Here is a 21119-nt window from a genome sequence, read left to right on the forward strand (position 1 = left end):
GGATCATCACCCGAACATGATCGTTCGATTTAACTGCTTCTGCCAACCGGAGTTTCCCCGATGCTGAGCCTTGCCTTTCCGGCGATAGACCCGATTGCGATTTCCATCGGCCCGATTGCCATTCGCTGGTATGCGCTGGCCTATATCGCGGGGCTGCTTCTGGGGTGGAAGTATGTGGTTTATTACTGCACCAAGTCGCCCAACATCATGAGCAAACGGGACGTTGATGATTTGCTGTTCTGGGCCACACTTGGTGTGATCCTTGGCGGGCGGCTGGGATATATCCTGTTTTACAATCTGGAATATTATCTCGAAAATCCGGCCAATATCCTTAAGGTCTGGCAGGGCGGCATGGCATTCCATGGCGGGTTCATGGGGGTCATCGTCGCGATCATCCTGTTTGCGCGCAAACGCGGGATTTCGATCCTTGCCGTACTTGATGCCGCGGCTGTCGCAACCCCGATTGGTCTGTTTTTCGGGCGCATTGCCAACTTCATCAATGGCGAGCTGTTCGGGCGCACCACCGACGTGGCCTGGGGCATTGTATTCCCCAATGGCGGACCGGAACCGCGCCATCCGAGCCAGCTTTATGAAGCAGCCCTTGAAGGTCTGATCCTGTTTGTTGTGTTGTTTGCCTTGTCGCGCAGTGCCTTTGTGCGTCATCGTCCGGGCATTCTTGGCGGAACATTCGTTGCCGGATATGGCATTTCGCGGATCATTGTCGAATTCTTCCGCCAGCCCGATGCACAGCTTGGCTTCCTTGCCGGTGGGGCGACGATGGGGCAGCTTCTGTCGATCCCGATGGTGCTGTTCGGGGTCGGTTGCATTGTCTATGCAATGAAATCCAAGCCGATTGAAACCCGTCAGCATCCCAAAGAGGCAGAAGCCGCGTGAGCCAGCTGCCTGAAACCGATAGCCCGCTTCTGGATCATATCAAGCGCCGGATTGCGCTTTCCGGGCCGATCAGCATTGCCGATTTCATGAATGAGGCGCTGGCCCATCCGGAATATGGCTATTACCGCAAACAGGATCCGTTCGGGCGTGCCGGTGATTTTATTACCGCACCCGAAGTCAGCCAGATGTTCGGGGAACTGATCGGTCTTTGGGCCGCCGTGACCTGGCAGCAACTGGGCTGTCCGCCCAAGATCGATCTGATTGAACTGGGACCGGGACGCGGGACGCTGATGTCCGATGCCTTGCGGGCTGTGCGCAATGTGCCGGGTATTGGTGACGCCTTGACGGTGCGGTTTGTCGAAACCAGCCCGGTTCTGCGCACCCATCAGCAAACTGCCATCATGGCATATGGCATTCCGGCAACCTGGCACGAAGCGTTTGACGATATCCCGACACGTGCGGGCGTGCCCGCAATTGTGATTGGCAATGAATTCTTTGACGCCCTTCCGATCCGTCAGTTCGAACGGGGCGATCATGGCTGGGCCGAGCGGCTGGTTGGTGTTGATGCCAATAGTGGCGAACTTGGATTTGTCCGTGGACGCGAAACCCCGGTGACCGACGCACTGATCCCGGCCACATTGCGCGGGACAGCCAAAAAGGGTGACATCTTTGAAAGTTGCGCCCCGGCAATCGCCATTGCTGATCAGATTGCGCGGCGTCTGAATGAAACAGAGGGCGCGGCACTGTTTATTGATTACGGGCATCCGAGCAGTGCCTTTGGCGATACGTTGCAGGCACTAAAGGGCCATGAATATCATCCGGTCCTGAGCGATCCGGGCGATGCCGATCTGACCGCACATGTGGATTTTGCAGCCATTGCACGGACGATGAATGAAGCAGGCGGACGCACAGGTGCGGTTTTGACGCAGGGTACATTCCTTAAAATGCTGGGCATTGAACAGCGTGCCGAGCTTTTGAAAACCAGTGCCGATGAACAACAGGCCGTTGCCATTGATCAGGCATTGGCACGGCTGATTGATGCCGACCAGATGGGAACGCTTTTTAAAGTTCTGATCGGATATGGTCGCAATACAACCCCGCCACCTTGTGTAAGTGGCGTTGCGGGCTAAATACCGATCAACCAGAACGACGGAGCCACCGATCCATGACCCATCCGATTACTGACGGTATCGAACGTTCGTCAAACGGGCTGACATGGTTTGAAGCCGAACGCCTGTCGGGCAAACACGGGTTGCGCCACGGGTTCCTTAGTCGCAAGGGCGGGGTCAGTGACGGTATTCATGGCGGACTCAATGTCGGTTTCGGGTCCGATGATGACAAGGACCGGGTTGCCGAGAACCGCGCGCGTGCCGCATCGGCCTTTGCGACAATTTCCGAAAATCTGACCACGGTCTATCAGGTGCATGGCACCGATGTTGCCGTTCTTAACAAGCCGCTTTCACGTGACGAGGCACCCAGGGCCGACGCGATGGTTACTGACCGTCCGGGCATCATGCTGGGCATTCTGACGGCCGATTGTACGCCGGTGCTGTTTCATGATCCGGTTGCCGGTGTGATCGGGGCCTGCCATTCCGGCTGGCGCGGATCATATGGCGGCATTTCGGCCAGCACGGTTGCGGCGATGGAAAAGCTTGGTGCGAAGCGCGAAAACATCACTGCCGCAGTCGGGCCATGCATTGCGCGAAAATCCTATGAGGTGGATGGCGCGTTTCGCGACACCATTCTGGGCGGACCCGAAGGCAATGATGATTTGTTTGACGCATCGGTGCGGGACGGACATTTCATGTTTGATCTGCCGGAATATGTGCGGCGCCGGACCATTGCGACCGGGATTGCATCGGTCGAGCTGGTGGCGCGCGATACCTTGGCCGAAGAACATCTTTTTTACAGTTACCGCCGCACGACGCTTCGCAAGGAGCCCGATTACGGTAGGCAACTTTCCGCAATCATGTTGACAGAGGCGTAGGGCCAAACACGGCTCAGGGGGAGACGTCATGCCGCATATGATTATGTTGTTTTTCTTTATGATCATCGCAACCATGGTTGGTTGCGTTTTGATGTGAATATGTAAGTGGCCTTATGACATCAATCCTCCGTTCCCTTGTTCTGTTTGTTCTGACAATTGCCCCGCTTGCGGCCTGTGGTGATTTGCCGCGCCCGTTCGAGGGGGCCGGACGTGAAGGTGATCCGTCACTTCTGGAATTGCGTGATACCGGAACGGTGCGGGTCGAAGGCGGTGATGACTTGCCCGAAGGTGCGTCGGCACATCTGGCGCGCGCCATGGCACGTGCCTTGCGCAACCGTGATATCCCGGCCTATAGCGACAGTTCCGAAGGCGGCAGTTACATCCTGCGTCCGAATGTGGAAACAAGTCTTGTCGAAGACGGTGCCAAGCTTGATCTGACCTGGGTTCTGATGCGCCCGGATGGTCTGGCGATTGATACGGTACGATCGAGTGGTGAACTTTCTGCCGAACAATGGTTTGCCGACAGACCGGGCGGTCCCGAAGAAAACGGTCTGCTGGTCCCGCAGGATCTGGCTGAAAAGGTCCGGGAACTTGACGGCATCAAGGAAGACCCGATGATCAGGACCTATGACGGTCTGGTGGCGACCCCGGCAGACGAGATTGCCTTTATGATCACCGGTGACCGGTCGGCATTCAAGGCAGCGCCGTTTATGAAGATTGCGCTGATCGATTTTTCCGGCGCACCTGGCGATGGCAATACGGCACTTTCACGCTCGGCCGGGGCGTTGCTGCAATCCAAGGGCATTCTTGTTGATAACAGGGAAATCGATGAAAACAGCGTGATCCTGTCCGCGACCATTGCCGTGACACCGGTTGAAAACAGCAAGAACCCGCCAGTCGACAAGGTATCCATTGAATGGATCATCATGGAAACCAACGGCAGCGAGCTTGGTCAGATGAACCAGAACAATGTCGTGCCCCATGGCAGTCTTGATAAATACTGGGGGCCGGTGGCATCGCTTGCGGCACAGGCGGCGGTCGAAACACTTGAAGGTGTTCTGGGCCAGATTGCCACGCGCAAAAAGCTTCAGTTGCGGGCAGATAGAAAGACGCTTTCTGCCCGATAGGGTTCCGTTAAGGTGGCGAATGGCCGCCTGATGCATGACAGCCTTGTCGTTATTCGTCATTGGCCCCATTTACAGACTGTTAACGGCTGGTTATAAAGCCGCCGCGAACTGCCATGGTGCAGATTTGCCCATGAATGGTCTTTGAGTGTCGTGAACATGTCGTCAGTTCGGGCGGGGTTTCCCCGGTTTCCGGGCATTTGGGCGACAGGGGCAAGCGGGACCGCTCCTGGCTGATCTGTGTTGATGGAGTCGCAAAAAGATTTTTCGCTTTCCCGGCACCCATTAACCGAGGCCCCGCTATGAAGATCCTCGCTGGTAACAGTAACCGCCCGTTGGCTGAGGCAATTGCTGACCATCTGAATCTGCCGCTTACCCGCGCAGATGTTAAGCGTTTCTCCGATGAGGAAATCTGGTGTGAAATTCAGGAAAACGTCCGCGGTGAGGACGTTTTTGTCATTCAGAGCACCTCTTTCCCCGCAAACGACAACCTGATGGAACTTCTGGTGATACTCGACGCGCTGCGTCGTGGGTCTGCACGTCGCATCACGGCTGTCATTCCGTATTTCGGCTATGCCCGTCAGGATCGTAAATCCGGTCCCCGTACCCCGATTTCGGCAAAGCTGGTTGCCAACCTGATTACGGTTGCCGGTGCTGACCGCGTTCTGACCATGGATCTCCATGCCGGTCAGATTCAGGGCTTCTTCGACATTCCGCTTGATAACCTGTTTGCATCGCCGGTTCTGACCAGCGACATCCGCAACAAGTTCGAAGGCCAGAAACTGGTCATCGTCAGCCCGGATGTCGGCGGTGTTGCCCGTGCGCGTTCCGTTGCAAAACGTCTGGATGCTGAACTTGCGATCATCGACAAACGTCGTCCGCAGGCCGGTGTTTCCGAAGTCATGCATGTTATCGGTGATGTCAAAGACGCAGCCTGCATTCTGGTCGACGATATCGTTGATTCGGCAGGCACCCTTTGCAATGCAGCCGGTGCCCTTAAAGAACGCGGCGCATCGTCGGTTGCGGCATATGTTTCCCACGGTGTCCTGTCGGGCCCGGCGGTTGAGCGTATCGCCAATTCCCCGATGACCGAAGTTGTCACTACCGATTCCATCCGTGCATCGGATGCGGTTCGTGACTGCACTAAAATCCGACAGCTTCCGATTGCGCCGCTGATGGCTGAAGCCATCCGCCGTATCTCGGAAGAAAAATCTGTTTCCGTTCTTTTCGATTGAGGGTATAAGGCCCTCGTCGCGGTGGCACCCCTGGAGGCCACCGCGCTTGTTTTCGTGGGCTTTCAGCGGTGATTTTCACCAACCTGCGAGAACAATATTTTTATAGTTCAAGGAGATTTTCCGATGGCAAACACTGTTATCACTGCGGAAATCCGTGAACGGGCCGGAAAGGGGGCCGCCCGTGCCGTGCGTCGTGCCGGTATGGTCCCTGGTGTCATTTATGGTGCAAAACAGGAAGCTGTTCTGTTCCAGATCGACCCGCGTCCGCTTTGGAAACTTCTGCATAAGCCGGGCTTCTATTCTCATGTTCTGACCGTTGAAGTCGGAAAAGAGAAATATGAAGTTCTGCCGCGCGACGTTCAGTTCGACAAAGTTACCGATCAGATTCTTCACATCGATCTTCTGCGCTTTGCAAAAGGCCAGACCATCCATGTTGAAGTTCCGGTTCGCTTCGAAAACGAAGAGAAATCGCCGGGCCTGAAAAAAGGCGGCGTTCTTAACGTTGTCCGTCACGATGTCGAAGTTATCTGCGCTCCGAATGCAATTCCGGAAGAGCTGGTCTTTGACCTTTCGGGTGTTGAAGTTGGTGACTCGATCCACATCTCGGCAATCAAACTGCCGAAAGGTGTTGAGCTTGCGATTACCGACCGTGACTTCACCGTTGCGACCGTTGCTGCTCCGTCCGCTCTGAAGTCGGAAGAAAATGCCGCTTCGGACGAAGACGCAGAAGCGACCGAAGAATAAGATCGAGGTCTTACGATGTTTTTGGTGGTTGGATTGGGAAACCCGGGATCGGGCTATGCCGCCAATCGCCACAACATTGGCTTCATGGCGGCGGACGAACTCGTCCGCCGCTATTCTTTTGGGCCCTGGCGTAAAAAGTTTCAGGGTCAGATTTCCGAAGGTGAACTGAACGGTCAAAAGATTCTGGTTCTGAAACCGGAAACCTTCATGAACCTTTCGGGACAAAGCGTTGGCGAAGTGCTGCGCTTCTACAAGATTCCGGTCGAAGACGTTATTGTCCTGCATGATGAGCTGGACCTGCCACCGGGCAAGCTGCGCGTCAAACGCGGCGGCGGCCATGGCGGCCATAACGGATTGCGATCCATTGATGCCCATTGTGGCAAGGAATATCGCCGGGTCCGTCTTGGCATTGGTCATCCGGGGGAAAAATCCCGTGTGCATGGCCATGTTCTTGGGGATTTCTCCAAGGCCGAGAGTGAAGGCTGGCTGATGGCGCTTCTGGACGGGGTTGCGGCGGAATTCGCGCGACTGGTCAAGGGCGATGATGGCGGCTTTATGAGCAAGGTCTCGGCCATTGTGAACCCGCCCAAGCCCAAGGCGCCGAAGAAAGACAAACCGGCTACCAAACCGGCCGGGAATGATGGCGACACCGATGCGGGTCTGCAAAGGCAGGCTGGCGAAGGATTGGACGAATTGTCCGGTGCAGCAAAGGTCCGCGTGGAACGCGCAGACACACCGGTCAGCAATGCAGCTTCGGCCATGGCCGAAGCCCTTGCCAGGGCATTTGGCAAAAAGAAATAGTCTTTCGGTCTGGCAATACCCGGATCGATCCTGATGAACAGAAATTCAAGTTACGGAGCCCGGAAAGATGGGATTCAAATGCGGTATCGTTGGTCTGCCCAACGTTGGCAAATCGACCCTTTTTAACGCCCTGACCCAGACGGCTGCTGCCGAGGCAGCAAACTTCCCGTTCTGTACCATCGAGCCGAATACCGGTCGTGTCAGCGTTCCTGATGATCGCCTTGACAAGATTGCCGCCATTAGCAAATCGGCGACCATCATTCCGACCCAGCTCGAATTCGTTGATATTGCCGGTCTGGTCCGTGGTGCATCCAAAGGCGAGGGCCTTGGCAACCAGTTCCTTGCCAATATTCGCGAAACGGATGCGATTGTGCATGTTCTGCGCTGCTTTGAAGATGGCGACATCACCCATGTCGAAGGGTCGGTTGACCCGGTTCGCGATGCCGAGACCATCGAGACCGAGCTGATGCTGGCCGATATGGACAGCCTTGAGAAACGCGTTACCGGTTTGCAGAAACGTGCAAAAGGGAATGACAAGGATGCCAAGCTGACGCTGGAACTGGTTGAACGTACCCTTGAAGTTCTGCGCGAAGGCAAGCCGGCCCGTGTTGTTGAAGTGAACAACGAAGACGAAGCCAAGGCGTTCCGCATGTTGCAGCTTCTGACCAGCAAGCCGGTCCTTTATGCATGCAATGTTGATGAAGACAGTGCTGCGGATGGCAATGCGCTTTCGGCCAAGGTTGCCGAAATGGCAGCAGCCCAGGGTGCTCGTTCGGTGGTGATTTCAGCGGCTATTGAGTCGGAAGTTGCCCTTCTGGAAAGTGCAGAAGACAAGAAAGAGTTCCTTGAAGGTCTTGGTCTTGAAGAAACCGGTCTGGCGCGCGTCATTCGCGAAGGCTACAAGCTTTTGAACCTTTTGACCTTCTTTACGGTTGGTCCGAAAGAAGCCCGCGCATGGACGGTTTATAACGGTGCGACCGCGCCGAATGCGGCGGGTGTCATTCACACCGATTTCGAGCGCGGCTTCATTAAGGCCGAAACCATTGCCTATGACGATTTCATCGAATTTAACGGTGAATCCGGTGCGCGTGATAACGGCAAGCTCCGTCAGGAAGGCAAGACCTATATCGTCAAGGATGGCGATATCTTCCACTTTAAATTCAACGTCTAAGCCATCGCTTTTTCGTTTCGGATCAAAGGCCGCCGCACCCTGTGTGGCGGCTTTTTCCGTTGTGGCAAAACCTTTTTGACGGCAGGGGACTTGTCAAACTGTGCCTAAAACGTCACCCTTCGCTCTTGCAGCAATGAGGTCCCGATGAACGAACTGAGCCCCGCCAACCGCATTCTTCTGATTTTCAATTCCGCCACCGGGCAGCCGGGACGGTTGGGAACGGTGTTGCGCAAGTATGGCTATGAGTTCGATATTCGCCGCCCGGGCGAGGGCGATACATTGCCCGAAGACCTGACGGGCTATCATCTGGTTGTAGTGTTTGGCGGCCCGATGAGTGCCAATGACGATGATCTGGGCAATGTGCGCGCGATCATGGATTTCCTGCCCTGCGTGGTTGCCAGTGATGCGCTTTATCTTGGTATTTGCCTTGGCGCGCAGCTGATGGCACGCCATCTTGGTGCGGAGGTGCAAGCCCATCCCGATGGCCTGACCGAGATCGGCTATTACCCGGTGCAGGCGACCGAGGCGGGGCGTGATCTGTTTCCCGACGAGATGATGGTCTATCACTGGCACAGCGAGGGATTTAGTCTGCCCGAAGGGGCGGAACTGATTGCGACGGGGGCAACATTCCCCCATCAGGCCTATCACATTGACGAGCGCATCTGGGGCATTCAGTTCCATCCCGAAGTCGATGATGAAACCCATGAACGCTGGCTGTCAAATTCGGCGGCCAAGACGGATCGACCAAACGGTCAGGGACCGGATATTCAACGGGCGGGACGTGCCAAATATGACGCGGCGTTCGGGGAATGGTTCGAACGCTTTGCCGCCAGGGTGCTGGCGCGTGACCGTGCACCGGTCGATTTCGGGTGTTGCGACTGATCGGGAAGAAACGCCAGGCTGTCTCAGGCGTTTTCAGGAATGCTCAGATGGTCTGCCAGCCAGTTTCTGATGGTCGTGGCATCAAGGGGCAGATCATCGGCGATGCCGCCGTGAAATTCCTCCCAGGCCGGGGCATATTCATCGCGCACGCCGACCAGAACCGGAATATCAAGATCAAGAGCGCGCGAGATCACATCACGCAATCCCCTGCCATCAGCTTCGCTGCGGCCAAAGCGCGCAACAATCAGCAGATCACACCGGGTTTCCACGTCACGTTCGAGCTGTTCGGACAGCGATGACAATGCATCGCCATCAAGTTTGCAGCCCTTTGCCATTGCGCCACGGTTTTTGGTGATCGGCATTTCTGCGCCGCTGCGCAGGTTGCGCACATAGACAAGCGTTCCGCAATCGCGGTCCTTGCGGCGCTTTTGCACATATCCTGCGATGCGGTTGGCATCAATGCTTGCGGCGATTTCGCCCAGCACGTCGTCAATCGGGTCTTTTGGCCGGAATGGAATCCCGGCCAAAAGGAAGCCTTGGCTTTGTGTCACGCGGTTTGGTCCATCTTTAACTTACTGCCATTCGGGAATACCCGACATATCGGGAAGATGATGCGCGATCCCCTTGTGACAGTCGATACAAGTCTTTTCACCGGTGAACAAAAATTTCTGATGGGCCTCGGATGCACGCGGGCTTTGGCGGGTGATATCCATCGATTCCGATGAATGACAGTTACGGCATTCAAGGGAATTGTTGGCCGACAGACGTGCCCATTCGTGCTGGGCAAGTTCAAGCCGCTTTTCAAGGAACTTGTCACGCGTGCTGATGGTGCCAAAGATCTTGCCCCAGACTTCCTTGGATGCCTGCATCTTGCGCGCGATCTTGTCGGTCCATTCATGCGGAACATGGCAATCCGGGCAGGTCGCCCGAACACCTGAACGGTTGCTGTAATGGATCGTGGTTTTCAGTTCCTCGTAGACATTGTCCTTCATCTCGTGACAGCTGATGCAGAATTGTTCTGTGTTGGTGGCTTCAAGTGCGGTGTTAAAGCCACCCCAGAACATGATCCCGGCGATGAAGCCGCCGACCGTCAGGAAGGCAAGACTGTAATGCACGCTGGGGGTCGTCAGAACCGTCCAGTACCGTTTTAAAAAGTTCATCATCAGCCAATCTCCTTATTCCGCGATGCGGGTGCTGTTGTTTGGCAGGAGTTGGTCAATATCGACAAAGGTGTTGTCAACCAGCGGTTTGACGTCTTTTTGTGACACGTGACATTGCGTGCAGAAATAACGACGCGGACTGACTGCCGCAAGAAACTGGCTGTCGCGGTCCATGAAGTGGGTGATCGAGACCATTGGTGCCCCGCTGTCACCCGTACGCGAACGGGCATGACAGGACAGACATTTATTGGCGTTGCGATCAATCTGATATCCCTCGATATCATGGGGGATGGTTGGCGGCTGTTCGGGGTAATTGCGTGGACGTTTTTCGCTATTATCCTCGAAATTCGAGATGCGTGGTGCCGGGGAGTCCTGATCGGGCGCGGCATTGCGCAGGGTCGTAATCGGTTCCGCAGCCATCGCCATGCTTGTGATGCCGATAATCGCAAGGGCAAGCAGCCATTTGGGGGTGAGTTTCATGGTTTCCTCCCTCACACTTTTTCAATGCGGATGGCGCATTTCTTGAAGTCGGTCTGCTTTGACAGCGGATCGGTGGCATCCAGGGTGACCTTGTTGATCAGTTCGCTGGCATCAAACCAGGGGACAAAGACCAGTCCACGTGGCGGCTTGTTACGGCCTCGGGTTTCAACCCGGGTGCGCATGTTTCCGCGTCGGGAGGTTACCTTGATCTCGTCGCCACGGCGCAAGCCGAGCTCGGCAGCATCATCAGGATGCATGAAACAGACGGCATCAGGGAAGGCACGATAAAGTTCCGGCACACGCTGGGTCATCGACCCGGAATGCCAGTGCTCGATCACGCGCCCGGTGCATAGCCAGAGCGGATATTCTTCATCCGGACTTTCGGCAGCAGGTTCATAGGGCAGCGCAAAGATGCGGGCCTTGCCATCCTTGTGTCCATAAAACTCGACCCCGGCACCCGGTGTGACATAGGGATCGTATCCTTCGCGATAACGCCAAAGCGTTTCCTTGCCATCGACCACCGGCCAGCGCAAGCCACGGACTTCGTGATAGACGTCGAAGGGTGCAAGGTCATGTGCATGACCCCGGCCAAAGGTGGCATATTCCTCAAACAGGCCTTTCTGGACATAGAAGCCGAATTCCTGTGATTCCTGGTTGTTATAATCCGGGGCGGTTTGTTCAAGCGGGAACTTGTCGACATTGCCATTGCGATAGAGCACGTCAAACAGGGTCTTGCCGCGCATTTCCGGTGCCTTGGCCAGAAGTTCTTCCGGCCAGACATCTTCCATGGTGAAGCGCTTGGAGAATTCCATCAGCTGCCACAGGTCGGACTTGGCTTCGCCCGGTGCGTCAACAAGCTGATGCCACATATGCGTGCGGCGTTCGGCATTGCCATAGCAGCCTTCCTTTTCCACCCACATGGCCGTCGGCAGAACCAGATCGGCGGCTTCGCACGTAACTGTGGGATAGGCATCCGATACCGTGATGAAGTTTTCCGGGTTGCGATAGCCTGGCCAGCCTTCCTCGTTCATGTTGGCTGCGGCCTGCATGTTATTGTTGCACTGAACCCAATAGGCGTTGAGCTTGCCATCGCGCAGCATGCGGTTCTGAAGGACCGCATGGTAGCCGACCTTGTCGGGAATGGTGCCATCCGGCAGTTTCCAGATTTCCTCAGCATGTTTGCGATGCTCGGGATTTGTCACCACCATGTCGGCAGGCAGGCGGTGAGAGAACGTACCGACTTCACGCGCCGTGCCACAGGCAGATGGTTGCCCGGTCAGCGAGAAGGGCGAGTTGCCCGGCTCGGCAATCTTGCCGGTCAGAAGATGGATGTTATAAACAAGGTTATTGGCCCAGACCCCGCGGGTATGCTGGTTAAAGCCCATGGTCCAGAACGATGTGACCTTGGTGTTCGGATCGGCATAAAGTTCGGCCAGTGCTTCGAGGCGTTCCTTGGGAACACCGGAAAGCTCATGGACTTTATCAAGGGTATATTCCGAGACGAATTCGGCATATTCGTCGAATGTCATGTCGGTTGATCCGCCGGCATCGGCGGCATGTTTGGCCGACTGTTCGCGCGGATCTTCCGGGCGCAGACCATAACCGATATCGGTGTTGCCACGGCGGAAAATGGTGTGCTTGTTGACAAAGTCGGTATTGACCCGGTTGGTCGAAATGATGTGGTTGGCGATATAGTTGAGGATCGCCAGATCGGTTTGCGGTTCAAACACCATCGGGATGTCGGCCAGATCAAAGCAGCGATGCTCGTAGGTCGAAAGCACGGCAACCTTGACATGCGGGGCCGAAAGACGCCGGTCGGTGACGCGGGTCCAGAGGATCGGGTGCATTTCCGCCATGTTGGAGCCCCAAAGCACAAAGGCGTCGGCGGCTTCCATGTCGTCATAGCAGCCCATCGGTTCATCCATGCCAAAGGTGCGCATGAAGCCGACAACGGCAGAAGCCATACAGTGGCGGGCATTGGGATCAAGGTTGTTGGAACGGAAACCGGCCTTCATCAGTTTGGAGGCAGCGTAGCCTTCCCACACCGTCCACTGGCCAGACCCGAACATACCAACTGAGGTTGGTCCCTTGGCCTTGAGGGCGGCCTTCCATTTTTCGGCCATGACATCGAATGCCTCGTCCCAGGATACCGGTTCGAAGTCGCCATTCTTGTCAAAAACACCGTTCTTTTTGCGCAGCAGCGGTTGGGTCAGGCGGTCCTTGCCATACATGATCTTGGACAGGAAATAGCCCTTAACGCAGTTCAGACCGCGATTGACCGGGGACAGAACATCCCCGTGGGTCGCAACGACATGATTGTCCTTGGTTGCGACCATCACCGAACAGCCCGTGCCGCAGAACCGGCAGGGGGCCTTGGACCATTTGAGCTGGGTGTGTTCGGTCTCAGTTACCAGATTCTGGGCTGATGCCGGCAAGCTGATGCCAGCGGCAGCGGCAGCAACGGCTGCGGCCTTGGCCTTGAGGGCATCTCGGCGGGATATCTTTGCCTTGAACATCGTATTGTTCCTTGATCCAGAGGTCGGAAATTCTATTGAAATCGTCAGTTGGCTTTTTCGCTGTGATGGAACACCAGATTGACGCCCAGAACGCCGGGAATTTCGCCAATCTTTTGCATGGTGTCGGCAAGCTGGCGGTCGGTATCGGCTTCAAGCACGACGACGAGCTTGCCATTTGCGTCTTCTGCAGTGACTTCTGCGCCATCAAGCTCTTCGAGCCGGGTTTTGATGATGGTGATCTGTTCGGGCCTTGCCTGAACGATCATGCTGGAGATCACCCCGATATCTTCATTCATGGGCGTATTCCTTTTGCGGTGTGATCATGATGGCATCGGCCGGACAGGCGGTCTGACAGGCACCGCATCTGGTGCAGGTGCTTTCATCAATGACGACGCGCGCCCGTCCGCCCAGTTGCGGGGGAATACGAATGGCTCTTTCCGGGCAGATATCGCCGCAAGACCGGCAATAGATGCCCTGTTCTGCAAAGCAGTTTTTGGCAACAGTGATGTCAAGCTGCCATGCCGGATTTGCTGTGCGATCAAATACATCCTCAGCACAGGCATCAGCACAGGCCCCGCAAAAGGTGCATTCACCCTTGTTGAAATCAATCGTCGGGAACTGCTTGTCATCAAGGGAGATGATCCCTTCCGTACAAGCAGGCACACAGTCACCACAAGCGATGCAGTTGGCGTGAAAGTTAACAGCCCAGGGGGGGCGGATTGCATGCGCATCAGGATGCACACGGCGATCCTGCGTCGGACGCAAGCGGTTCAGAAAATTCCTGCGGCTGGGTTGTTTGAGAGTTTCAGGCATTTTTCAGCCTCCGCCGTCAGACCGGTGGTCCGGGCGGCCCTGCAAACATTTGATAAATCCAGATTGAAAAACCAAGCCCGCCAACGATTGCAATCGCAAGCGCTGGTGCCAGAACAACTGCCAGAAACAGAAAGCTTCTAAGCTCTTTCTTGCGCCGGTCGGCACTTTCAAGAGTGATTTGGTCCGTCATGGTTTCGTCTCTCTCTGTCTCATTTCTGAGGTGGAAACCTTATTTTCGCCAGCGGTCGGTGCGAAAATCGGCATTCTCTTTAAGGTATTCCGTTTTCATATGGGGAATACCCGGACAGAGTGTAAGGGGATTTAGACGGTCATAGCAATCTTAAGTATAACAAGTCATATATTAATATAATTAGAACGATAATAAAAAGTGGCTGTGTCTCAGGCCATGCGCGGAATTGGCAGATTTTGTCTAAAACCTGTCAATGATCGTGACACCGGTTCCGGCAAAGTGATTCATGCTCATCAGCGCGGTGGCACCTTCGGCCAGGGTGACTCGATCCCCGATCAGCTTTTGCGGGGCGAGTTTGCCAGTCTCGATCATGTCGATCATCGCGTCATAGCGAAATGCCTGCATGCCGTGGCTGCCCAGAATTTCAAGTTCATGGGCAACAACCCGGTCCATCGGGACTTTGGCATGGGCGTGGTCGCCGGTCATCAGTCCGATCTGGATATGCTTGCCGCGTTTGCGCAAGCATGAAACCGAGTTAAAGCAGGTAGCCGCGCTTCCCAGGGCATCGACTGATACATGTGCACCGCCACGGGTCAGATCCTTGATCGCGGCGGGAATGTCATCAATGGCACGCGCATTGAGAACCGCGTTGGCACCAAGTTCTTTGGCGAATTCAAGCTTGGTGTCATCAATATCAACAGCAACGACAAAGGCACCGGCTGCTGCCGCAATCATGATGGCCGAAAGCCCGACCCCGCCAGCGCCATGGACGGCAACCATCTGACCGGCACTTACCTTGCCCTGATCAATCACGCCGCGAAAACTGGTAGCAAAGCGGCAGCCAAGGCTTGCTGCCGTGGCGAAATCCATTTCATCGGGCAGGCGCACCAGATTGGTGTCGGCATAGTCAATGGCAACATATTCGGCAAAGCTGCCCCAATGTGTAAAGCCCGGCTGGAACTGATGGTCGCAGACCTGATGATTGCCGCTGTGACATTCCGGGCAATGACCGCATCCGGAAACAAACGGTACGGTGACCCGGTCGCCTTCCTTCCAGCGTTTGATGTCCTTGCCAACCGCAACCACAGTTCCGGCAAATTCGTGGCCCGGAACGTGGGGAAGCTGAACGTCGGAGTCATGTCCCATCCAGCCATGCCAGTCACTGCGACACAGTCCCGTTGCGCCAACCTTGATGACAACGCCGCCATTGGCCGGGGTCGGATCGTCAAGTTTCTGGACTTCGATCGGGCCCTGATATTCGGTGAAATAGGCAGCGCGCATGGTGTTTCTCCGGGACGTGAAGGATGGGCTTTATCAAGGTTTGGTCAAGTATCGTCCCTGTTGCTGTCCGGATGCAAGCGGACAACTTTGGGAACGCCAACAGACGGTTTGGATTTTGGCTGCTGCGGCGGGTTTGGCTGATAGCGACCCCACGGGGATTTATCGGTACTTTCGCCCTCCTTGCCCCACGGGCCGCGCTGATCGTTGCGCATGCTCGCATGCCTGGCAGCGCGTTCCGCCTCATAGGCAGCCGCCCATGGCGGGATGTTCGACCCGCGACCCGTTCCGCGTGTTTTGCGACCCGGGCGATAAATACCAAAGGCCGGTGCGGGTGACCCATCATGCCAGAGTGGCACGTTGCGATGCTTGAAGAACGGGATCAGGGCCATGCCGGCAATAAAGCCTGCAATATGGGCGACCCAGGCAATGTTGCCCCCGGCACCGCTTCCGAAATTGATGATCTGCGTGATGAACCAGAAACCGAGCACAAAGACGGCCGGTACATAGAAAATGAACACCCAGAAGAACCAGACAAGAATGCGCGCCTTGGGGAATAACAGGAAATAGGCGCCCAGAACCCCGGCCAGCGCACCGGATGCACCGATCATCGGGATTTGCGACTGGGTATCAAGGAGACCGTGACCAAGGGCGGCGGCGACACCACAGATCAGATAGAACATCAGAAACCGGAAATGCCCCATGGAATCTTCGACATTGTTTCCGAAGATCCAGAGATACAGCATATTGCCGCCAAGATGCATCCAGCCGCCATGCATGAACATGGCCGAGAAGATCGACAAAAAACCGAAGCCGGACGGGAAGGGCGAAAATTCCGGCGGCAGATTGGCATGGCCAAACAAAATGGCCGGAACAGCGCCATATTGCAGATTGACCAGCTGCGCGGAGCGGGGGTCGAGACTTACAGTGACCAGAAACACCGCAACATTAAGCGCGATAATGGCGTAGGTAACCCACGGTGTGATGGTGGTCGGATTGTTATCCTTGATCGGTAACATCGACGAATTGCCTGTTCCTTGCCTTTACAAAGAAATGGATGATGAAGCCTGCCCGCCGTCAGGCAACATCGGCCTGCCGGACCGGTGACAGCCGGTCGCGCAGATGAGTCGCAAGTTGACGATATTCGCGTTTGCGCGCCGAACTTCTGCGCCAGACCATACCGATGCGACGGACCGGTACCGGATTTTCAAAGGGCAGGATTTTCAGAAGGTCCGGACGGCGGGCCTCGACTTCAAGCGACATTTCCGGAAGCAGGGTCGATCCGACGCCAGCTGCAACCATCTGAACCAGGGTCGACAGACTGTTTGCCTGAAAGTCGGCGGATTTGCTCCATCCGGCTTTCTGACAAACTTCAAGGGCCTGATCGCGAAGACAATGGCCGTCCTCAAGCAACAGAAGCTTTTCATCCTTGATATCGGCGATTTCGAGATGGTTCTTTTGGGTCAGCGGATTATCCGGGCTGCATGCAAAGACGAAATGGTCTTCAAACAGATCGAATTCCTCAAGCCAGTTTTCCTCGATCGGCAAGGCAATCAGGGCTAGGTCAAGCTTGCCAGCAGACAGCAGCTTTATCAGATTGCCTGTCTGGTCTTCACGCAGGAAAGGCTGCAATTTCGGAAAACCGGATTTAATCTGGGTCATCACATCGGGCAAAAGATACGGGCCGATGGTCGGGATGACACCGATATGAATAGGACCCGACAGTGGTTCGGTGGCCGCCTGTGCCATGGTGGTCAGTTCATCGACTTCCTGCAGAATGCTTCGCGCCCGCGAAACAACTTCTTCGCCCAGCGGTGTGATCAGGACCTGACGCTTGTTGCGTTCAACCAGCTGCGCACCAAGAAGGTTCTCAAGTTCGTTGATCGCCGCAGACAGGCTTGGCTGCGTGATAAAGCAGGCCTCAGCCGCGCGGCCAAAATGGCCACATTCCGCCAACGCAACTAAGTACTTGAGCTGCTTGATACTTGGTTGGGCAGCCATAAATTTTTCCTATCAACAACTGAGGATTTATCTATTTGTCTTAGTTAGTCCATTTCACTACAAATCGCTAGCAGTGAGTGTGTTTTTTGCACTTGCACACAAGATTTCTCGGTCTGTCGGGGCCGTTAATCGGGATTTTTAACTGGGTTATGGAGTAACCAAACAAATGCTTACCGTTGGTGATACGCTTCCTGAATTTAATCTGACTGGTGTTTCGGGCAAAACCCCGGACAGCTTTGCACCGGTGACCGACAAGTCCTATGAAGGCAAATGGAAGATCCTGTTCTTCTGGCCGAAAGACTTCACCTTTGTCTGCCCGACCGAGATTGTCGGCTACGGCGAACTGAATGGTGAATTCGAAGACCGTGACGCAGTTCTTCTGGGTTGCTCGACCGACACCGACTTCGTCCATGCTGCATGGCGCACCCACCACGAAGATCTGGGTGACAGCCCGTTCGTATGGCTGGCTGACGAGAAAAAAGAACTCTCGACGGCTCTGGGTGTTCTGGCCAAAGACGCCGGTGTTGCGCTGCGTGCGACCTTCATCATCGATCCGGACAACATCATCCGTCACGTCCAGGTTAACGACCTTAGCGTTGGTCGTAACCCGCAGGAAGCACTTCGTATTCTTGATGCACTGCAGACCGACGAGCTTTGCCCGTGCAACTGGAACCAGGGTGACGCAACCCTCTAAGTTGCCATTGGCGATTTAGTCCAGACGATATTGGGATCGGGTATCCGCCCGATCCCGTTTTAGCCAAAACATATCCATTCTGTGTTTCTTGCTTTGCCCGACCGGTGCAGGCGATGGATGATCTGTTTTTCGTTTTTGCATTTTGTATCAGAGGATTACCAATGAGTTCGATTACCGAAATCAAGGACGCAATGCCGGCCTATGCCAAGGATCTCAAACTGAACCTGTCGAGCATGGCCAACAATCCGGGCATGACGGACCAGCAGGTTTACGGCACCGCATTGGCTTGTGCCTTTGCATCGCGCAACGCCAAGCTAATCAAGGCAGTTGCAGCAGAAGCAAAAGAAAAGCTGTCGGAAGAAGCAATTGAAGCGGCCAAGGGTGCGGCGGCAATCATGGGTATGAACAATATCTATTACCGTTTCGTCCATCTGGTCTCGGATGCCGAATATGGCACGATGCCTGCACGTTTGCGCATGAACATCATCGGCAAGCCGGGCATTGATAAAGCCGATTTCGAACTGTTTTCGATCGCGGTTTCGGCGATCAATGGTTGTGGCATGTGTATTGATTCCCATGACAAGGTCCTTAAAGGTGCTGGCGTCAAAAAGGAAACCATTCAGAATGCGATCCGCATCGCATCGGTCATCCATGCGGTCGCCGTTGTGATTGATGCCGAAGACGCACTGGCCGACTAAGCCAAAAGAATTCGGGCGATTGCCCAAAGGAAAAAGCCCCGGTTGCATGATGCAGCCGGGGCTTTTTGTTGTTTGGAAATCGGGCTTAGCCATCCACAAGTTCGGCAAGGCCAAGATGCTTCAGGCTGGCATCAATCACCTGATCGGGCTGATCGAAATGCGGGATATGTCCGCATTCCCGGATCAGCAGTTTGGTGGACGGACCACTGACATTTGCACAGATGGTGTGGACCTGATCATCACTGCCAAATTGGTCATCATCGCCCTGAATGACCAGAAGCGGGCAGGTGATGCTGGCAAGCTCATCCACCATGTTCCAGTCGCGGAAGGCCGGTTGACGCCATGTATCGACCCACGCGCTAAAGACGGCATCGGTCTGGAAGAAGTGATGGCGTTCCAGCCTGGTCTTCCAGTCGGTATTGGCATAGATGCCCGCCGCATCATTGATCCCGGCAATGGTGACATCTTCGACATAGACGTGGGCGGCTTCGGAAATGACAGCGGTGACATTGTCTGGGAAACGTGCGGCATATTTAAGCGCGATGGTCGCCCCGTCACTATGTCCAAACAGGATCGGTTTGCTTAGCCCCAGTTCCGTGATCAGGCCATGCAGATAGATATCGCTTTCGGTGTTATGGAAATCGACCGCGCGGGGAATGTCCCCATCTTCATGCGGGTCGGACCGGCCGTGGCCGCGCCGTTCATAGACAATCACCGGATGGCGGGTTGCGGTGGCAAGCTTGGCGGGAAAGTCCCGCCACATACGGATGGTGCCCAATGCTTCATGCAGGAAGATGATGGTCGGGGCGTCTTCGCGCATATCGGCTGGTTCGATCCGCTGACAGGACAGGCTTATCCCGTTGACGGTGGCATAGAAATTCTCGGTTATCATGCTTTGTCCGATTTATCGGTAATTCAGTGCGTAATTGTTGAATTCGATAATGGACAAAAAAACAGGGCCCGGCAAGTGCCGGACCCTGTTTGGATGGTCATGATCCCGATAACCGGGGTCACAAACCTTATTTCAGAGCTGCGCAAGCACGTTTGATACGTGCGCAAGCTTCGGTAAGGGCCGCATCCGAAGTCGCATAGGAAATGCGGAAATACGGTGCCAGACCGAATGCCGAACCCTGAACGGCTGCGACGCCTTCTGCTTCGAGCAGGTAGGTGACGAAGTCGGTATCGGTTTCGATTTTTTTGCCGTCCGGGGTGGTTTTACCGATGGCGCCCGCGCAAGACGGATACACGTAGAACGCACCTTCCGGGGTTTTGCACGACAGGCCTTCACATTCGTTCAGCGCTGCGACAACAAGGTCACGACGTTTTTTGAAGACTTCTGCACGTTCTTTGAGGAAGTCCTGCGGACCGTTCAGGGCTTCGACCGAAGCAGCCTGACTGATCGAGGAGGTATGTGTGCTCGACTGCGACTGGACCTTGTTGATCGCTTTGATCAGGTCTTTCGGGCCAGCAGCATAACCCAGACGCCAGCCGGTCATCGCATAGGATTTCGACACACCGTTACAGGTCAGCGTACGCTCTTTGAGCTTCGGCTCGATCTGGGCGATGGTGGTGAATTCGAAACCGTCATAGACGAGGTGCTCATACATGTCGTCAGACATGACATAGACGTTTTCATGTTTCAGAAGAACGTCGGCAATCGCACGCAGTTCGGCGCGCGAATAAGCAGCACCGGTCGGGTTCGACGGCGAGTTCAGAACAACCCACTTGGTTTTCGGCGTGATTGCGGCTTCAAGCTCGGCAGCGGTGATTTTGAAGTCGTTTTCTTCCTGGCATTCGACCACGACCGGGGTGCCCTCGGCCATCAGGGTCATGTCCGGGTAGGAAACCCAGTACGGTGCCGGGATGATGACTTCGTCGCCCGGGTTCAGCGTTGCGAAGAACGCGTTGAACAGGGTCTGTTTGCCACCACAACCAACGGTGATCTCGTCGATAGTGTATTCCAGGTCATTTTCGCGCTTGAACTTCTCGACAATTGCCTTGCGCAGCTCGGGAGTGCCGGCGACCGGAGTGTATTTGGTCTTGCCAGCATCGAGTGCCGCCTTGGCAGCTTCTTTGATGTTGTCGGGGGTATCAAAATCCGGCTCACCTGCGCCAAGGCCGATAACGTCAACGCCTGCTGCCTTGAGTTCAGCGGCCTTGGTGGTTACGGCAATGGTGGGAGATGGTTTGATACGGCTCAAACGGTCGGCAATAAACGCCATTGGTCTGTTTCCCTGGAATGAAAAAAGAAGTGAAAAGAATCGCGTTCTTTCGGATCGGACCCTACGCCTGCCTTAAATTCAATTCAAGGCAGATTCTCGCCATTTGCGGGTTCTTTGGGATGATTTTATCCAATTTTGCGGCCCATAGGATGTCAGATTGAACACAACGGGATATGTAACGCTGCAATATCGATCTTGTTCCGACATTATTACCCCTGACGTCTCCTGA

At 55.2% G+C, this 21119-nt stretch carries 23 protein-coding genes; 11 read left to right on the forward strand and 12 right to left on the reverse strand.

The window, feature by feature from the left end; all coding sequences use genetic code 11:
• Window positions 1-60: 60 nt before the first annotated feature.
• The 9 genes from lgt (at window position 61) to WA318_RS05340 (ending at window position 8838) form a co-directional block, all read left to right on the forward strand.
• Window positions 61-894 (forward strand): prolipoprotein diacylglyceryl transferase, encoded by an 834-nt coding sequence (gene lgt, locus WA318_RS05300; RefSeq protein ID WP_336080199.1) that lies wholly within the window; start codon window positions 61-63, stop codon window positions 892-894.
• On the forward strand, window positions 891-2024 hold the full coding sequence (locus WA318_RS05305; protein ID WP_309471217.1) for a class I SAM-dependent methyltransferase: 1134 nt from the start codon (window positions 891-893) through the stop codon (window positions 2022-2024). The genes lgt and WA318_RS05305 overlap by 4 nt, the downstream gene beginning before the upstream one ends.
• Before the next feature lie 35 nt (window positions 2025-2059).
• A complete protein-coding gene (gene pgeF / locus WA318_RS05310; protein WP_336080200.1) occupies window positions 2060-2881 on the forward strand; it encodes a peptidoglycan editing factor PgeF in 822 nt (273 codons plus the stop codon).
• Window positions 2882-2994: 113 nt separating this feature from the next.
• Window positions 2995-4008 (forward strand): hypothetical protein, encoded by a 1014-nt coding sequence (locus WA318_RS05315; RefSeq protein ID WP_336080201.1) that lies wholly within the window; start codon window positions 2995-2997, stop codon window positions 4006-4008.
• 299 nt (window positions 4009-4307) lie between these two features.
• Window positions 4308-5240, forward strand: a complete 933-nt coding sequence (locus WA318_RS05320; protein ID WP_114097993.1) for a ribose-phosphate pyrophosphokinase — start codon at window positions 4308-4310, stop codon at window positions 5238-5240.
• A gap of 123 nt (window positions 5241-5363) precedes the next feature.
• On the forward strand, window positions 5364-5984 hold the full coding sequence (locus WA318_RS05325; protein ID WP_114097994.1) for a 50S ribosomal protein L25/general stress protein Ctc: 621 nt from the start codon (window positions 5364-5366) through the stop codon (window positions 5982-5984).
• Window positions 5985-5999: 15 nt separating this feature from the next.
• Window positions 6000-6785, forward strand: a complete 786-nt coding sequence (gene pth / locus WA318_RS05330; protein WP_336080202.1) for an aminoacyl-tRNA hydrolase — start codon at window positions 6000-6002, stop codon at window positions 6783-6785.
• Between the two features lie 67 nt (window positions 6786-6852).
• Window positions 6853-7956 carry a redox-regulated ATPase YchF gene (gene ychF, locus WA318_RS05335; protein ID WP_336080203.1) on the forward strand — a complete coding sequence of 368 codons (1104 nt, stop codon included), beginning with the start codon at window positions 6853-6855 and terminating at the stop codon, window positions 7954-7956.
• Between the two features lie 144 nt (window positions 7957-8100).
• Window positions 8101-8838 carry a glutamine amidotransferase-related protein gene (locus tag WA318_RS05340; protein WP_336080204.1) on the forward strand — a complete coding sequence of 246 codons (738 nt, stop codon included), beginning with the start codon at window positions 8101-8103 and terminating at the stop codon, window positions 8836-8838.
• Between the two features lie 23 nt (window positions 8839-8861).
• On the opposite strand, the gene WA318_RS05345 is transcribed toward WA318_RS05340, so the two are convergent.
• From WA318_RS05345 to WA318_RS05390, 10 genes are all read right to left on the reverse strand, one after another.
• The gene (locus WA318_RS05345; protein ID WP_114097998.1) at window positions 8862-9389 is read right to left on the reverse strand and encodes a DUF2478 domain-containing protein; all 528 of its coding nucleotides are present in this window, start codon (window positions 9387-9389) and stop codon (window positions 8862-8864) included.
• Between the two features lie 21 nt (window positions 9390-9410).
• Complete coding sequence (locus tag WA318_RS05350; RefSeq protein WP_114097999.1) at window positions 9411-10001, reverse strand: cytochrome c3 family protein; 591 nt, start codon at window positions 9999-10001, stop codon at window positions 9411-9413.
• A gap of 12 nt (window positions 10002-10013) precedes the next feature.
• Window positions 10014-10478: a nitrate reductase cytochrome c-type subunit gene (locus tag WA318_RS05355; protein ID WP_443082633.1), complete on the reverse strand. Its 465-nt coding sequence runs from the start codon at window positions 10476-10478 to the stop codon at window positions 10014-10016.
• Between the two features lie 11 nt (window positions 10479-10489).
• Window positions 10490-12994: a periplasmic nitrate reductase subunit alpha gene (gene napA / locus WA318_RS05360; RefSeq protein ID WP_336080205.1), complete on the reverse strand. Its 2505-nt coding sequence runs from the start codon at window positions 12992-12994 to the stop codon at window positions 10490-10492.
• 44 nt (window positions 12995-13038) lie between these two features.
• Window positions 13039-13290 carry a chaperone NapD gene (locus tag WA318_RS05365; protein WP_114098002.1) on the reverse strand — a complete coding sequence of 84 codons (252 nt, stop codon included), beginning with the start codon at window positions 13288-13290 and terminating at the stop codon, window positions 13039-13041.
• The gene (gene napF / locus WA318_RS05370; protein ID WP_336080206.1) at window positions 13283-13807 is read right to left on the reverse strand and encodes a ferredoxin-type protein NapF; all 525 of its coding nucleotides are present in this window, start codon (window positions 13805-13807) and stop codon (window positions 13283-13285) included. Before napF ends, WA318_RS05365 begins: the two co-directional genes overlap by 8 nt.
• A gap of 16 nt (window positions 13808-13823) precedes the next feature.
• A complete protein-coding gene (gene napE / locus WA318_RS05375; RefSeq protein WP_114098004.1) occupies window positions 13824-13997 on the reverse strand; it encodes a periplasmic nitrate reductase, NapE protein in 174 nt (57 codons plus the stop codon).
• Between the two features lie 240 nt (window positions 13998-14237).
• Window positions 14238-15278 carry a zinc-dependent alcohol dehydrogenase family protein gene (locus tag WA318_RS05380; protein WP_336080207.1) on the reverse strand — a complete coding sequence of 347 codons (1041 nt, stop codon included), beginning with the start codon at window positions 15276-15278 and terminating at the stop codon, window positions 14238-14240.
• 44 nt (window positions 15279-15322) lie between these two features.
• Window positions 15323-16294, reverse strand: coding sequence for a rhomboid family intramembrane serine protease (locus WA318_RS05385; RefSeq protein WP_336080208.1), 972 nt, complete (start codon window positions 16292-16294; stop codon window positions 15323-15325).
• Window positions 16295-16352: 58 nt separating this feature from the next.
• Entirely contained in the window at window positions 16353-17276 is a 924-nt protein-coding gene (locus WA318_RS05390; protein WP_336080209.1) for a LysR substrate-binding domain-containing protein, read from the reverse strand.
• 166 nt (window positions 17277-17442) lie between these two features.
• On the opposite strand from WA318_RS05390, the gene WA318_RS05395 reads away from it, so the two are divergent.
• Window positions 17443-17970, forward strand: a complete 528-nt coding sequence (locus tag WA318_RS05395; protein ID WP_114098008.1) for a peroxiredoxin — start codon at window positions 17443-17445, stop codon at window positions 17968-17970.
• A gap of 161 nt (window positions 17971-18131) precedes the next feature.
• A complete protein-coding gene (locus tag WA318_RS05400; protein WP_114098009.1) occupies window positions 18132-18668 on the forward strand; it encodes a carboxymuconolactone decarboxylase family protein in 537 nt (178 codons plus the stop codon).
• Between the two features lie 85 nt (window positions 18669-18753).
• Here the strand turns inward: WA318_RS05400 and WA318_RS05405 are convergent, their stop codons facing one another.
• Both WA318_RS05405 and WA318_RS05410 read right to left on the reverse strand, forming a co-directional pair.
• The gene (locus tag WA318_RS05405; RefSeq protein ID WP_114098010.1) at window positions 18754-19560 is read right to left on the reverse strand and encodes an alpha/beta fold hydrolase; all 807 of its coding nucleotides are present in this window, start codon (window positions 19558-19560) and stop codon (window positions 18754-18756) included.
• A gap of 127 nt (window positions 19561-19687) precedes the next feature.
• The gene (locus WA318_RS05410) at window positions 19688-20890 is read right to left on the reverse strand and encodes an aspartate transaminase (protein WP_114098011.1); all 1203 of its coding nucleotides are present in this window, start codon (window positions 20888-20890) and stop codon (window positions 19688-19690) included.
• Window positions 20891-21119: the final 229 nt, after the last annotated feature.

The organism is Thalassospira sp. CH_XMU1448-2, assembly GCF_037027285.1.
Classification (GTDB): Bacteria; Pseudomonadota; Alphaproteobacteria; order Rhodospirillales; family Thalassospiraceae; genus Thalassospira; species Thalassospira profundimaris_C.

Bases quoted from the DNA above. Each gene is read 5' to 3' on its own strand.
- lgt (WP_336080199.1), top strand. From the start codon at position 61: ATGCTGAGCCTTGCCTTTCCGGCGATAGACCCGATTGCGATTTCCATC.
- pgeF (WP_336080200.1), top strand. From the start codon at position 2,060: ATGACCCATCCGATTACTGACGGTATCGAACGTTCGTCAAACGGGCTG.
- WA318_RS05315 (WP_336080201.1), top strand. From the start codon at position 2,995: ATGACATCAATCCTCCGTTCCCTTGTTCTGTTTGTTCTGACAATTGCC.
- WA318_RS05320 (WP_114097993.1), top strand. From the start codon at position 4,308: ATGAAGATCCTCGCTGGTAACAGTAACCGCCCGTTGGCTGAGGCAATT.
- WA318_RS05325 (WP_114097994.1), top strand. From the start codon at position 5,364: ATGGCAAACACTGTTATCACTGCGGAAATCCGTGAACGGGCCGGAAAG.
- pth (WP_336080202.1), top strand. From the start codon at position 6,000: ATGTTTTTGGTGGTTGGATTGGGAAACCCGGGATCGGGCTATGCCGCC.
- ychF (WP_336080203.1), top strand. From the start codon at position 6,853: ATGGGATTCAAATGCGGTATCGTTGGTCTGCCCAACGTTGGCAAATCG.
- WA318_RS05340 (WP_336080204.1), top strand. From the start codon at position 8,101: ATGAACGAACTGAGCCCCGCCAACCGCATTCTTCTGATTTTCAATTCC.
- WA318_RS05350 (WP_114097999.1), bottom strand. From the start codon at position 10,001: ATGATGAACTTTTTAAAACGGTACTGGACGGTTCTGACGACCCCCAGC.
- WA318_RS05355 (WP_443082633.1), bottom strand. From the start codon at position 10,478: ATGAAACTCACCCCCAAATGGCTGCTTGCCCTTGCGATTATCGGCATC.
- napA (WP_336080205.1), bottom strand. From the start codon at position 12,994: ATGTTCAAGGCAAAGATATCCCGCCGAGATGCCCTCAAGGCCAAGGCC.
- WA318_RS05365 (WP_114098002.1), bottom strand. From the start codon at position 13,290: ATGAATGAAGATATCGGGGTGATCTCCAGCATGATCGTTCAGGCAAGG.
- napF (WP_336080206.1), bottom strand. From the start codon at position 13,807: ATGCCTGAAACTCTCAAACAACCCAGCCGCAGGAATTTTCTGAACCGC.
- napE (WP_114098004.1), bottom strand. From the start codon at position 13,997: ATGACGGACCAAATCACTCTTGAAAGTGCCGACCGGCGCAAGAAAGAG.
- WA318_RS05380 (WP_336080207.1), bottom strand. From the start codon at position 15,278: ATGCGCGCTGCCTATTTCACCGAATATCAGGGCCCGATCGAAGTCCAG.
- WA318_RS05385 (WP_336080208.1), bottom strand. From the start codon at position 16,294: ATGTTACCGATCAAGGATAACAATCCGACCACCATCACACCGTGGGTT.
- WA318_RS05390 (WP_336080209.1), bottom strand. From the start codon at position 17,276: ATGGCTGCCCAACCAAGTATCAAGCAGCTCAAGTACTTAGTTGCGTTG.
- WA318_RS05395 (WP_114098008.1), top strand. From the start codon at position 17,443: ATGCTTACCGTTGGTGATACGCTTCCTGAATTTAATCTGACTGGTGTT.
- WA318_RS05400 (WP_114098009.1), top strand. From the start codon at position 18,132: ATGAGTTCGATTACCGAAATCAAGGACGCAATGCCGGCCTATGCCAAG.
- WA318_RS05405 (WP_114098010.1), bottom strand. From the start codon at position 19,560: ATGATAACCGAGAATTTCTATGCCACCGTCAACGGGATAAGCCTGTCC.
- WA318_RS05410 (WP_114098011.1), bottom strand. From the start codon at position 20,890: ATGGCGTTTATTGCCGACCGTTTGAGCCGTATCAAACCATCTCCCACC.